Consider the following 12,981-nt stretch of genomic DNA (forward strand, 5'->3'; position numbering starts at 1 on the left):
CCGGCCCGCGAGCACGAACGCGGGCCATCCCGGGACTCGCTATACTGCCCTTCGCGCTCCGCTTCGGCAGGGTCGCGCACCCATGCATTCTCGCTCGCACCACCACGACCTGCCCCGAATCTGGTCTCCGGAGTTCGATCAATGGCCGATACCGCACAAGCGGACATCTTGAAGGACTACACCGTCACCGACAGCGGCCCGAGCCGCAAGCGCCTGGAGATCGAGGTCGCAGCGGACACGGTCGATGAGCGGCTCCGCACGTCGGTCGACACCATCCTCGAAGAGGCCGAATTGCCCGGCTTCCGCCGCGGCCGCGTGCCCAAGGCGCTGGTCGAGAAGCGTTTCGGCTCCAACATCAGGAGCGAGGCCCGCAACCAGATCGTTGCCGAGGCCTACCAGCAGGCCGTTGAGAAGAGCGGCCTGAAGGTCATCGGCGACCCCTTCGGCACCCAGCTCAAGGACATCGAACTCGAAGCCGGCAAGCCGTTGAAGTTCGGTCTGGACGTCGAGGTTCAGCCCGAGTTCGACCTGCCCAAGCTCGAGGGGCTCGAGCTGAAGAAGCCGGTCCTTGAAGTCAGCGACGAGCGCGTCGACGAGGAACTCACAAAGATCTGCCTCAACGAGGGCACGCTCGAGAGCCACGACGCCAGCGAGAAGGGCGACTACCTCACCGGCAACGCCAAGATGGTCGATGCCGATGGCACCGAGCACTACAACATCGAGGGCGCCGTCGTCCAGTGCCCGCCCGACGGCAAGCAGGGCATGATCCTGGGCGTCGTCGTTGAGGACCTGGGCAAGCAGCTCGGTCAGCCGAAGGTCGGCGACACCGCCACCATCAAGACCAAGGGCCCCGAGCAGCACGAGGTCGAGGCCCTCCGCGGCAAGGACCTGACCGTGACCTTCGAGGTCACCGCCATCGACAAGATCGTCCCGCTCGATCGGGCCGAGCTGGTCAGCCGGTTCAGCCTCGAGAACGAGGACGAGCTCAAGAGCCGCCTCCGCGAGCGTCTCGAGCAGCGGTCGCGCATCCAGCAGACCACGGCCCTGCGTCAACAGGTCGCCAAGCACCTGCTGGAGAACACCGAGTTCGAGCTGCCCGAGCGCATGACGGCCCAGCAGGCCGGCCGCGCCATGGAGCGCCGTCGCATGGAGCTCATGTACCGCGGCATGGACGAGACCGAGATCGAGAGCCACGTCGCCCAGCTCCGGGCCGCGTCGGCCGCCGAGGCCCGCCAGAACCTCAAGCTCTTCTTCGTGCTCAACCGCGTGGCCGAGGAGATGGACGTGCAGGTCTCCGAGAACGAGGCCCGCCAGCGCGTGGCCGAGATGGCCTTCGAGCGCGGCGCCCGCCCCGAGCAGTTCTTCCAGGAGCTGGTCCAGAGCGGCCGCATCCAGAGCATCTTCCTGCAGATCCGCGAGCACAAGACCCTTGACGCGATCGTCGAGAAGTCGACCGTCAAGGAAGTCAAGGCCGAGGAACTCCAGGGCGAGCTGGGCGAGGGCGTCGAGCCGACTGCCTGACCCACCCCACTCTTGCTACGAACCAAACGCCGCGGGGCGGGCCGGAGGAAACTCCGATCCGCTCCGCGGCGTTTCTGCGTCCCTGCAGAACGCCTCGGGCACCGTTCGCTCTTGACCCCCCGCACCGGCGAGCCAAGCATGAGCATGGCCACCCACTCGATCACGCCTCCCCCGAGCAACGCCGCCCCCTCACATTCCAGCCAAGCAAGCGACGCCCCGACGGCGGACGCGAAGGTCGTGTTGGACGGCATCACGTACGACGACGTGCTGCTGCTGCCGCGCGCCAGCGAGGTGCTCCCGGCCGGGGCCGACACCTCCAGCCAGCTCACGCGGGGCATCCGCCTCCGCGTGCCGATCGTCAGCGCGCCGATGGACACCGTCACCGAAGCGCCGCTGGCCATCGCGCTCGCCCTCGAGGGCGGCATCGGCATCATCCATAAAAACCTGTCCGAAGAAGAGCAGGCCAGGCAGGTCGTGCAAGTGAAGCGCTCGGCCAACGGCGTGATCACCGACCCCATCACGCTGGGCCCGGGCGACACCGTCGGCCGAGCCCGCGAGCTCATGGCCCAGTACAACGTCTCGGGCTTTCCGGTCACCGAAGACGGCTCGGACGACCTGCGAAGCAAGGGCAAGATCCTGGGCATCCTGACCCGGCGCGACCTCAAGTTCGTCGAAGATCTCTCGACCAAGGTCTCCCAGGTGATGACCAGCGACCCGCTGGTGACCGCGCCCGCCGGCACGACGCTGAACGAGGCCGAGGGCATCCTCAACCAGAACAAGGTCGAGAAGCTCATCCTCGTCGACGAGAACAAGCACCTTGCCGGCCTGGTCACCATGCGCGACATCGAGCGGCTGAGCCGCTTCCCAGACGCCAGCACCGACTCGCTCGGCCGGCTCCTCTGCGGCGCCGCCGTCGGCGTGCTGCAATTCGACCGTGTCGACGCGCTCATCGCTGCGGGCGTCGACGTCATCGTCGTCGACACCGCGCACGGCCACAGCCGAAACGTGCTCGAGACCGTCAAGCAGATCAAGGCCAAGCACGACATCCAGGTCATCGCGGGCAACGTCGCGACCGCCGACGGGGCGCGAGACCTCGCGAACGCCGGCGTCGACGCGGTGAAGGTCGGCATCGGCCCGGGCAGCATCTGCACGACGCGCGTCGTCACGGGCGTGGGCGTGCCGCAGATCTCGGCCATCTTCGAGGGCCTTCGCGGCGTCGCCCAGGCAGATCCAACGAACCCGGTCCCCGTCATCGCCGACGGAGGCATCCGCATGTCCGGCGACATCGCCAAGGCCATCGCCGCCGGCGCCAGCACGGTGATGCTGGGCGGGCTGCTCGCCGGTCTGGATGAGAGCCCGGGCGAGCTCGTGATTTCCGGCGGCCGCCGCTACAAGAGCTACCGCGGCATGGGCTCAGAAGGGGCCATGAACCGCGGCAGCGCCGACCGCTACGGCCAGGCCGACAAGTACGACCAGAGCGGACGACCGAAGCAGAAGTTCGTGCCCGAGGGCGTCGAGGGCCTGGTGCCCTACCGCGGCCCGCTGGCCGAGTTCGTCTACCAGCTCGTCGGCGGCCTCCGCGCCGCGATGGGCTACACGGGTTGCCCAACCATCGAGGACTTCCGCAGCGACGCCCGCTTCTGCCGCGTCACGGCCGCCAGCATGGTCGAGAGCCACCCCCACGACATCCGCATCACCAAGGAATCGCCCAACTACACCATCGAGGGGCGAAACAAGGAACACTGACGCTCGCAGGCCATCAACATCGAAGGAGCCCGACATGACCCCGACCGCCACCATGCTCGCTTGCCTCCTGGGCATCTTTGCGATGGGAGGTGCGCTCGCCCTCGGGGTCGGGCCGGGCCAACAAGAAGGGCAGCCAGCAGCGTCCGGACCCACCGAGATCGCGCTGCCGGAGACGCACCACGGCGCGTGGGCCGGCCCCAACCGGCTCTGGATCTTCGATCCCACCACGCCCGACCGTTCGGACGGCACCGTCGAGGTCGCCGCCAAGACCGTCCGCTACACCTGGTCTCGCGGTGACAAGGACCACGAGGGCGTGATCGAGCTCGCCGGCCAGCCCGGGGCGCTCCGGTGCGAATGGACCGACAGCTTCCACGCCGGCGGAGGCATGACCCTGCACGGCTACCAGCACGAAGGCGTCGTGCACCTCTACGGCACCTATCCCGCCGGCCCGGGCCAGCCCGACTGGGGCTGGCAGATCGAACTCGACGCCCGCGACCGCGAGGCCTTCGTCCTGCGAATGTTCAACGTCGTGCCCGGCCACGGACCGATGCCAGCGGTGGTTCTGCACGGCACGCGATAGACCGCCGATGCTTCCGTCGGCTTACGATCGAGCTCACCCGATACCGCACCACGCAGGGAGACACGACCGATGATCACCAGCACCGGCAACCCCGCCGTCAGCAAGGTCGAGCAGTATCTCGGCCACGGCGATTGGGCCGATCACGTCGCCGCACCAAAGACCATGACCTATCAGGGCGCCATCACCAACACGGCGATCCTGCTTGGGCTGACCGTGGGCACGGCAACGCTGCTGTGGTCGTTCGCCGCGGAGATGTGGCTGGCCCTTCTGGCTGGCGGCGGCATCCTCGGACTTATTCTGGCGCTCGTCATTATCTTCAAGCCGCGGCTTGCCCCGTTCCTCGCGCCGATCTACGCGCTCGCCGAAGGCGCGTTCCTGGCAGGCGCGTCGTTCATGTGGGTCGGGTTCGCAAGCAAGGAGCAGGCCGCAGCCTCCAGCGGTGGCGGCGGCGTGATGGCCCAGCTCGACACTTCGCTCATCGCCCAGGCCGCCGGGCTGACCTTCGCCATCACCGCCGTCATGCTCGCGCTCTACGCCACGCGGATCATCCGCGCCACGCCGCTGGTCGTCCGCATGATCGTCGTCGCCACCGGCGGTGTCCTGCTCTTCGCGCTGGCCAACATCCTGCTGAGCTTCCTCGGCGTCCGCCTCGTGAGCTGGAACGGCGGGCCGCTGAGCATCGCCGTCAGCGGCGTCATCGTCGCCGTCGCGGCCTTCAACCTCATCATCGACTTCAAGATCGTCGAGGACGGCGTGGCCAACAAGGCCCCCAAGTGGATGGAGTGGTACGCCGGCTTTGCCCTTCTGGTCACCATCGTCTGGCTCTACCTCAGCATCCTCCGCCTGCTGGCCATGCTCCGCGGCGGGGAGTAGGCAGCAATCTCGAATGCGAAGTTCAACGAGCCGGCGTCCTCGGACGCCGGCTTGTTTATATCGCAACGAGTTCACTTAGCGCCCAGCAGGCAAGAACATCCGCCACGCCGCGAATCTCGGATCGCTGCGCGCGCCGCGGGCCTTGTTGCCCGGTCCGCCCGAGCCCCAACCGTGCAGGATCGAATCGGGCGTGGGCCGCTTGGGCGCTCGTGCCAAGGGCATGCCTGCCTCGCTGGGCGTGCGATCGCCCTTGGCGGCGTTGCAGCGGATGCACGCGGCCACCAGGTTCTCCCAGCTATCGCCGCCGCCCCGCGCGCGGGGCAATACGTGGTCGACCGACAAGTCTCCGCCGCGGAAGTACCGCTTGCAGTACTGGCACTGGTGCCCGTCGCGCTCGAAGATCGTCCGCCGGCTCAGCCGCACCTGCACGCGTGGCAAGCGGTCGTAGCCCAGGAGCCGGATCACCCGTGGAACGGCGATCGACAGCCGGACCGTGCGCACCCAATCGTGGGCGGCCGGCTCCATCTCGTGCTGCAAGGCCGACACCTCGACCCACTGGGCGAAGTCGTAGTTGCTGAACGTCGCCGTCGTGTCCTCGCCCTCGACGTGGACGACCTCGGCCAGTTCCTTGCATAGCAGCGTGAACGCCCGGCGGGCGGTGACAATGCGCAGCGCGGCATAGTGCTTGTTCAAGAGCAGCACGGGCACATCGAGCGAGCACGCTCGGATGGCTCGGATCTCGGTCGAGTGCGTATGAGCATGCTGGTGGCGGCCGTGGCTCTTGGTCGTGCGGGGGCGAGAGCCGCCCCCCCGGGACGCCTGGGGCGCGTCGCCGTTTGGCCTCGGGTTGGGTCTGGAAGGACGCATCCTCGACAAAACCGCCTTGCGAACGAATTGTCGGCAAGAACGGCCCGATTGTCCACAGCCGAACCCACAGGTTTTACGCGATCCGAACGCCGCCGCGTGGCGAGGCTGCCCGTACGTCCGCGAACTCGCCGCCAGCCCGTCGCTCGGTCAGTGCCGAAAGTGCCGCACGCCCGTCATCAGCAGGCTCACGCCCTTGCTCCGGCAGAGCTCGATCGTCTCGTCGTCGCGCTTCGAGCCACCCGGCTGGACGATCGTCGCCACGCCCGCGTCGATCAGCATGGCCGGTCCGTCGCTGAACGGGAAGAAGCCATCGCTCGCAGCCACGCCACCATTCGCACGCTCGCCCGCCTTCTCGACGGCCAAGCGGCAGCTCGTCACCCGGTCCATTTGCCCGGCTCCGGCACCGTAGAGCGTTGCGTTCCTGCCAGAAAGTCCTCCGACCGCGACCGCGTTGCTCGTCAGCGACCGGCAGATGCAGACGAGCGCCGCGCAGGCCGACATGGTCGCTTCGCTCGGTCGCGGCCCGGCCGCGAGCGTCCATGAGTCCGGACCAGGCCGCAGCGCATCGATCTGCTGGGCGAGCGCACCGCCGGGCAGCGTGCGCACCATGATGCCACCACGCTCGCCTCCCTCGGCGCTTCCGACTGCGAGCAGCCGGGTCGTCTTCCAACGTGCACGCAAACGCTCGAGCGCATCGCCTTCGAACGCGGGGGCGACGATGACCTCGAGGAAGAGGTCCTTGGCACTCAACCGCTTTGCTGCCGCCAAGTCGATCACGTGAGAGCACGCCACGATGCCTCCGAACGCCGCCACCGGATCACCCGCAAGTGCCAGGTCGACGGCCGCTTCGGCATCCGACGCACTCGCGGCCCCGCACGGGTTGGCGTGCTTCATGACTGTCGCACCGACCTTCCCGGTCGTCCGGGCAAGATCGAGCGCCAGCTCGAGCGATGCGCTCGCGTCCGCCAGGTTGTTGTAGCTCAGCGCCTTGCCGTGCAGGGGCTCGACGCCAACGACCGTTGGTCCGGCAAAGCCCGCGTCCTTGTACACGGCCGCGGCCTGGTGCGGATTCTCGCCGTACCGAAGCTCGGCTGCGCGTCCCATCCGCAGCGAGAGCGTCCGAGGCAGTGTCTCGCGCTCGTCCGCCGACAGATACGACGCGATCACCGCGTCGTACGCGCTCGTGCGGGCAAACGCCGCCGCCGCCAGGTGCTCCCGGAGGGGCATTGTCGTCCCGCCGTGCTCCTCGAGCTCGGCCGCGACGTTGCCGTACTGCGACGGGCTCGTGACGATCGCCACGCGGTCGTGGTTCTTGGCCGCCGAGCGCACCATCGCCGGCCCGCCGATGTCGATCTGCTCGATCGCCTCGGCCCTCGTCACGCCCTCCTTAGCGATGGTCGCCTCGAAGGGGTACAGGTCGATGCACACCAGATCGATCGGCTCGATCCCGTGCTCATCCATCGCGCGTGCGTGCTCGGGCAACTCCTCGACGCCCAGGATGCCGCCGTGCACCTTGGGGTGCAGGGTCTTCACGCGGCCGTCGAGCATCTCGGGAAAACCAGTCAGCTCGCTCACGTCGCGCACCGCGAGCCCAGCCTCGCGCAGCATTCGGGCCGTTCCGCCTGTCGAGACCAGCTCGACGCCATGGCGCGACAGCATCGCGGCGAACTCGGCCACGCCCGACTTATCGCTCACGGAAATCAGCGCCCGCCGGATCGGCCGCACGCCACCCTCGGACCGGTTCGCCCCCACCGCTCAGGCGTCGGGGTTGAAGCGGGCGACCAGGCCGCGATCGGTGATCAGGTAGATCGGCGAGTCCTCGAGTTCGGCGGTCTCGACCCGGCTGACCCCGCCAACGCGAACCGAGCCAAAGACGTCGCCCGTCGGCCCGTCGATCTGCGTGAGCACCTCATTGTCGGCGTCGAACACGACCAGCAGCTTGTCGCGCACGGCCACGAGCTCGCCGCCGACGTCCGCCAGCGACCAGTCGACCTCGCCCGTGCCCAGGTTGACCGCGCTGAAGCCCAGGCTCGGCAGGTCGATGAACACGTGGTCGCCGTGAACGACCGGCCGGCTCGTGATCGGCCCCTCGGTCGGCACGCGCCACAGGTTGCGGCTGCTCGCCGGCGTAAATGCCCAGAGCGACTGGTCCTCGCTCGGCACCAGCAGCATGCCCGGCGCCGTGGCGGGCATCGCTCCCGGGCCGTCAAAAAGAGCATTGAAGCGCTGCCCACCGCCAGCACGCATCACCGCGGTGCCGCGCGCCGGATCGATGAACAGCACATCGCCCTGCGTGCTCACGAAGGCCGCGATGCCGTCGACCATGATCGCATCCATATCGACCGGATGGTCGAGCTGGTTGCCCCACAGCTTAATCTCTTGCGTGGGCACCCAGCTGAAGATCTGCCCATCGGCGCAGCCAAACAGCAACTGACCCTCGTGTCGCGTCGGGCCGGTCGTCACGACGAGCGGCAGCGCCTGGCGGGCACGCAGCTCACCGCTCAACGCATCGAGCACGTAGAGCTCCGACGACGAGTTGACATACACCAAGTTGCCCCGACGGGCGATCCCCAAGAAGGGCGTCACCGGGCTCTCCAGCTGCGTGCTCCACCGAGATGCGCCGCCCTGGGCGTCGATGCAACTCAGCGTCGACCCGCCCTCGAGCACGAGCACGATATCGTCGAATGCACGGACGAGCTCAACGCTCTGGCTCCTCGTCACGATCGGATAGGCACGCCAGCCGCGGCTGTAGCCGATCGATCGAAGCTCGTTGCTATCGAAGCTCGCCGAAGCGTCCTGCTGCTTCGCGGGGATAGGCGGACCGATCTGAGACGAGCGTGCGCACCCCGCGACGATCAGCGAGCATGCAGCCAGGCCCGCCGCCGACAGGCCCAGCAACCGGCGGGCTCGGCGATCGGGACGGGGGCCACGCTTATCAATGGAAGTACGCATCCGTGGAAGGCTCCGAGGCTGGGTTGTGGCCCGTACGGTTGCTGGAAGGCGGCACCGGGCCCGTGCGCCCCCCTGAGGTCTGCCGCACAGTATCCGGCCCCCGCGGCAGGGGGTCAAGGGCCCACGAGGGCCCATCGGCTGCCGATGGCGGAAGCGAATGGGCTTCGCCCGATCGACCGCCACGGTTTCGTCCTCCCTCGCGAAAGGCACCGGCACCCCATGTACACCGGACTCATCCACAGCGTTGGCCGCGTGCTCCAGTCGGTTGCCTCCGACGCTGGCACGCGCCTGGTCGTCGCGGCTCCGACCAACCTGCTCGCCGAGCCCGACCCGATCCCAGGCGAGTCGATCAACATCGACGGCTGCTGCCTTAGCCTCGTGGAGTCTGAGCCAGGCAAAGATGAGCACGGGCCCCATCTGGCCGTCGCGTTCGATGTCACCCATCAGACGCTCGACAACACGACGCTCGGCGGGCTCAAGTCCGGCGATCGCGTGCACCTGGAGCGATCCTGCACGCCCACGACCCTGCTCGGCGGCCACCTCGTCCAGGGGCACGTCGACGCGGTCGCGAAGGTGATCGACGTGGTCGAGCAACCCCAATGGCGGATCCGCATCGAGCCGCCGCCCCGCCTCATGCCCTACGTCAGCCCTCGGGGCTCGATCTGCGTCTCGGGCGTCTCGCTCACGATCGCCGAACTCTCGGTCCACGATGGCTGGTTCGAGGTCGCCCTCATCCCCGATACGCTCACGCGTACGACGCTCGGCGACCTGAAGCCGGGCGACGGCGTGAATCTGGAATGCGACTGCATGGTCAAGGCCCTCGTGCACTGGCAAACCCACTACGCCGATGATCGGGCTACGGAAGACCGGCCCCAACAGCCGAAAGCCTGAGCATGCGCGTCCTCGGCCTCGATCCCGGACTCCGCCTGACCGGCTACGCCTGCGTGGGCCTGCGGAACGGTCGAGACGCCCTCGACGAAGCCGGCGTCCTCCGCCTGAAGCGCGGCGACGGCACGCCCGACGGCCTTGCCACGCGACTCGTCGAGCTCGAGGCCGATTTGCGCGACCTGATCGAGCACTTGAAGCCCGACGCTGCGTGCGTCGAGGCCGTGTTTGCCCACAAGGCGTTCCCCGCCACGGCCATCAGCATGGGCCACGCCCGGGGCGTCATCCTGCTGACCGCCAAGCGGGCGGGTCTGCCGATCATGGAGCTGTCGCCGGCGGTCGTGAAGCGGTCGATGACCGGCTCCGGGCGCGCAACCAAGGAACAAATGCGGCTCGCCGTCCAGGCCCGCTACGACCTGCCCGAGCCGCCCACGCCCGCCGACGTGGCCGACGCGATCGCCATCGCCGCGGGCGGGCTGCTGCGACACACCCAGGCCGCCCCACTACCCTGAGCGTCCATGGCCATCGCCGACAACAACCCCAAGACCGCTACGCCGGCCGCCCAGGTGCTCATCGTCGAGGACGAGCCCGACCACGCCGACACCATGGCCGAAGCCCTGCGCAAGCCCGGGCACGTGTGCACCATCGTCGGCTCGGTCGCCGAGGCCATGGACGAGCTCAAAGGCGGCGCCTTCGACGTCGTCGTGACCGACCTTCGCATGCCCACGTCGGCCGGCCAGCAGGCGCACGAGGACGCCGCCGTCGGCCCCGACGGCGCAGACGCCGGCCTGCTCGTCCTGCGGGCCGCTCGGGCTCTGCAGCCCGACGCCGAGACCGTCATGGTCACCGCCCACGGCGACGTCTCGACCGCCCGCAACGCCTTCAAGGAGGGCGCGTACGACTTCATCGAGAAGCCGCTCGACCTAGCCGTCTTCCGCAGCCTGATCAACCGCGCCGCCGAGGCCGTGCTGCTCCGCCAGGAGTCGGGCGAGCTGGGCGACCTCGTCCAGCACGACGGCTTCGAGGGCCTCATTGCCGGTAGCGAGCCCATGCGCCGGATCGTCAAGACCGTGCGCACCGTGGCACCGTCGAACATCGCCGTGCTCATTACGGGCGAGAGCGGGACGGGTAAGGAACTCATCGCCAGCGCCGTGCACACCAACTCGCCCCGCTCGGCCAAGCGGTACGTCGCCTTCAACTGCGCGGGCCAGAGCGAAAGCCTGCTCGAGGACCAGCTCTTCGGCCACGTCCGCGGCGCGTTCACCGGGGCCGAAAAGGACCGCGAGGGCGTCTTCGAGTACGCCAACAACGGCACGCTCTTTCTCGACGAGATCGGCGATATGCCCATGAGCATGCAGGCCAAGCTCCTGCGCGTCCTCGAGACCGGCGAGGTCGTCCGCCTGGGCAGCAACGACCCGCGCAAGACCGACGTCCGCTTCGTCAGCGCGACCAACAAGGACCTCCGCAGGATGATCGCCGAGGGGACGTTCCGCGAGGACCTCTACTTCCGCATCAACGGCGCCCACGTCCACGTGCCACCGCTGCGTGAGCGTCGCGAGGACATCCCCCGCATCGCCCAGCACGCCGCGGCTCGCTTTGCCGACCAGATGTCCCAGCCCGCCCCGGAGATCACCGACGCCGCCCTCATGCGCCTGACGGCCTACGACTGGCCCGGCAACGTCCGCCAGCTCCTGAACGTCGTCCAGAACATGGTCGTCAGCGCCATCGGCGAAGCCGCCGAGGACACGCCGGCAAGGCTCGAGGTCCGCCACATCCCCCCCGAGGTGCGCGCGGGCGAGGACGAGGGCGAGGCGGGCGCCGCCTCGGGCACGCTCGCGGGCACCAGCCTCGAACAAATCGAAAAACGCGCCATCCGCGAGACGCTCCGGCTCACCGGCGGAAACCGCGAGCAGGCCGCCAAGCTCCTGGGCATCGGCGAACGCACGCTCTACCGCAAGCTCCGTGAGTACGGCCTCCGCTAGCTGCCCGCCGGCTTGACCTGCTGCCGCGGAATGTGCGTCACGTAGATAATCTTCGCCGGCTTCTTGCCCAGGTTGGTGGTCGAGTGCTCGAGGTCGGCGCGATACGTCGCCGCGTCGCCGGCCGCCAGCTCGATGGGCTCGCCGCCGACCTCCAGCCGCACCCGGCCGTCGAGTACGTACGCCGTCTCCAGACTGCCCGCCGGGTGGGGCGGGAAGCCCTCGCAGTCGCTGCCGACCGGATAGGTGTAGTGCAGCACCTCGACGCCGTGCTTGACGAGCGTGCGGCTCAGGATCCGCCGCTCCATCTGGTTCTCGGGGTCGACCAGCACCCGCTGGTCCCTGGCCCGGTCGACCGTGAACACGGGCTTGTCTTCCAGGTCCAGCAGGTCCGAGATGCCGCAGCCCAGGCCCAGGGCGATCTGGCCCAGGAGCCTGATCGTCGGGTTCTTGCGGTCGGCCTCCACGTCGCACAGCATGGCCTTGCTGACCCCGCTGCGGCGGGCGAGCTCGGCCTGGGTCATGCCCATCTGCTCACGCTTGGCCCGGACCGACGCGCCGATGTCAGAGGTCGACGGCTCGGGCGTGGGGACTGTTTTCTTGGCCATCGAATAATTCTCTATTGCGAACGAGTGACAGACGATAGTAGTAATCGTACACTATAGCGAACTGTACGAGTTCGTTTCTCGGCAATCCAGTCAAGGAGCGTTCACCATGAAGAACATCATCGCAACCCCCTGCACCACCGCCTGCAGCCTCGGCATCGCCACACGATGGGCCCTCGGCGGCCTGATCCTCGCCAGCGCCATCCTCACGCTGCTGGTCGCGACCGCCTGAGACCGCCGCAGTTCAACTCTCCCCAAGGCCCCGGCCGCCTGCCGGGGCTTTTTGCTGCGCCTGGATTGACTGCACCCCGTTCGCCGATAGTGTTGGCCCTTAGACATTCCCCCGCAGCGGCCTGGAGGCCCCGGGGAGAGAGGGGGCATCGATGATCGAGTTCAACCTGATCACCACTGCGAACGGCCAGTCGATGCTCCTCGATACCGATCCGATTGTTGATCGAGTATCGCGTCAGCTTCGCAAGGCTTGACGCCACGCCGGCCTCGCCCGGCCCCCAGCAACACAACCCATCGCCACCCCGCCGCGCTCTTGCGTGACGTGCGTGCGCTGATCAGCCGACGCGCCTGATCGCGTCGGCTTCCCCCGCATCCAGTCCGCGGTTCCTTCTGGGCGCATGGTGTGCCGCGAGAGGGCCGCTGCTCCGCCGTCGGCGTGCGCGCCCGCGGCTACGAGGAGGTTCGCCATGTTGTCGCAACGCTTCGCCGAGTCCTGGTCGCCCGCGCTCACCGTGGCCGCCACGGTACTCGGCATCGTCACCATCGCACGGGGCGCGTGGAAGCTCGTTCGCTTCGTCGGCCTGCTGCGATTGTTCAGGCGATGGTGCATCGCCGCGAATGCGCGCCTGGGCATCGTCGACCAGCGCGGCGTGCTCACCGAGCGCGAGCGCCGGGCGATCGAGGGCCGCACCAGCGCGAGCGAGCGCGCCGGCCCGCCCATGATCTTCTGATGCCTTTAAGC

At 68.4% G+C, this 12,981-nt stretch carries 13 protein-coding genes; 9 read left to right on the plus strand and 4 right to left on the minus strand.

Translation table 11 applies throughout. The features are described 5' to 3' along the window. Nucleotides 1–141 precede the first annotated feature (141 nt). The 4 genes from tig to RIA68_03620 all read left to right on the plus strand — a co-directional run bounded on the left by tig (nt 142) and on the right by RIA68_03620 (nt 4,720). Nucleotides 142–1,521 (plus strand): trigger factor, encoded by a 1,380-nt coding sequence (gene tig / locus RIA68_03605; GenBank protein MEQ8316520.1) that lies wholly within the window; start codon nt 142–144, stop codon nt 1,519–1,521. 138 nt (nt 1,522–1,659) lie between these two features. Next, on the plus strand, nt 1,660–3,267 hold the full coding sequence (guaB, locus tag RIA68_03610) for an IMP dehydrogenase (protein ID MEQ8316521.1): 1,608 nt from the start codon (nt 1,660–1,662) through the stop codon (nt 3,265–3,267). 34 nt (nt 3,268–3,301) lie between these two features. Further along, nucleotides 3,302–3,847: a hypothetical protein gene (locus RIA68_03615; GenBank protein MEQ8316522.1), complete on the plus strand. Its 546-nt coding sequence runs from the start codon at nt 3,302–3,304 to the stop codon at nt 3,845–3,847. Nucleotides 3,848–3,916: 69 nt separating this feature from the next. Next, nucleotides 3,917–4,720, plus strand: a complete 804-nt coding sequence (locus tag RIA68_03620; protein MEQ8316523.1) for a Bax inhibitor-1/YccA family protein — start codon at nt 3,917–3,919, stop codon at nt 4,718–4,720. A gap of 75 nt (nt 4,721–4,795) precedes the next feature. Here RIA68_03620 and RIA68_03625 read toward each other — a convergent pair whose 3' ends face one another. From RIA68_03625 to RIA68_03635, 3 genes are all read right to left on the minus strand, one after another. Then, on the minus strand, nt 4,796–5,422 hold the full coding sequence (locus RIA68_03625; GenBank protein ID MEQ8316524.1) for an HNH endonuclease: 627 nt from the start codon (nt 5,420–5,422) through the stop codon (nt 4,796–4,798). A 312-nt stretch (nt 5,423–5,734) separates the two neighbouring features. Further along, nucleotides 5,735–7,339: a bifunctional phosphoribosylaminoimidazolecarboxamide formyltransferase/IMP cyclohydrolase gene (gene purH, locus RIA68_03630; GenBank protein ID MEQ8316525.1), complete on the minus strand. Its 1,605-nt coding sequence runs from the start codon at nt 7,337–7,339 to the stop codon at nt 5,735–5,737. A gap of 3 nt (nt 7,340–7,342) precedes the next feature. After that, the gene (locus RIA68_03635; protein MEQ8316526.1) at nt 7,343–8,539 is read right to left on the minus strand and encodes a PQQ-binding-like beta-propeller repeat protein; all 1,197 of its coding nucleotides are present in this window, start codon (nt 8,537–8,539) and stop codon (nt 7,343–7,345) included. Between the two features lie 219 nt (nt 8,540–8,758). Here RIA68_03635 and RIA68_03640 point away from each other — a divergent pair, with 219 nt between their 5' ends. From RIA68_03640 to RIA68_03650, 3 genes are read left to right on the plus strand one after another with little or no spacing between them, the layout of a single operon-like run. Continuing rightward, nucleotides 8,759–9,430, plus strand: a complete 672-nt coding sequence (locus tag RIA68_03640; GenBank protein MEQ8316527.1) for a riboflavin synthase — start codon at nt 8,759–8,761, stop codon at nt 9,428–9,430. A gap of 2 nt (nt 9,431–9,432) precedes the next feature. After that, complete coding sequence (locus RIA68_03645; GenBank protein ID MEQ8316528.1) at nt 9,433–9,936, plus strand: crossover junction endodeoxyribonuclease RuvC; 504 nt, start codon at nt 9,433–9,435, stop codon at nt 9,934–9,936. Nucleotides 9,937–9,942: 6 nt separating this feature from the next. Continuing rightward, nucleotides 9,943–11,406 (plus strand): sigma-54 dependent transcriptional regulator, encoded by a 1,464-nt coding sequence (locus tag RIA68_03650; GenBank protein MEQ8316529.1) that lies wholly within the window; start codon nt 9,943–9,945, stop codon nt 11,404–11,406. Here RIA68_03650 and RIA68_03655 read toward each other — a convergent pair. After that, on the minus strand, nt 11,403–12,011 hold the full coding sequence (locus RIA68_03655; protein ID MEQ8316530.1) for an XRE family transcriptional regulator: 609 nt from the start codon (nt 12,009–12,011) through the stop codon (nt 11,403–11,405). The genes RIA68_03650 and RIA68_03655 overlap by 4 nt on opposite strands. Before the next feature lie 106 nt (nt 12,012–12,117). Between RIA68_03655 and RIA68_03660 the strand changes: the two genes are divergently transcribed. Then, nucleotides 12,118–12,240 (plus strand): hypothetical protein, encoded by a 123-nt coding sequence (locus RIA68_03660; GenBank protein ID MEQ8316531.1) that lies wholly within the window; start codon nt 12,118–12,120, stop codon nt 12,238–12,240. 466 nt (nt 12,241–12,706) lie between these two features. Next, nucleotides 12,707–12,970, plus strand: coding sequence for a hypothetical protein (locus RIA68_03665; GenBank protein MEQ8316532.1), 264 nt, complete (start codon nt 12,707–12,709; stop codon nt 12,968–12,970). The last annotated feature ends 11 nt before the right edge of the window (nt 12,971–12,981 follow it).

It is taken from the genome of Phycisphaerales bacterium (assembly GCA_040217175.1).
In the GTDB taxonomy this organism is placed as follows: domain Bacteria; phylum Planctomycetota; class Phycisphaerae; order Phycisphaerales; family UBA1924; genus JAHCJI01.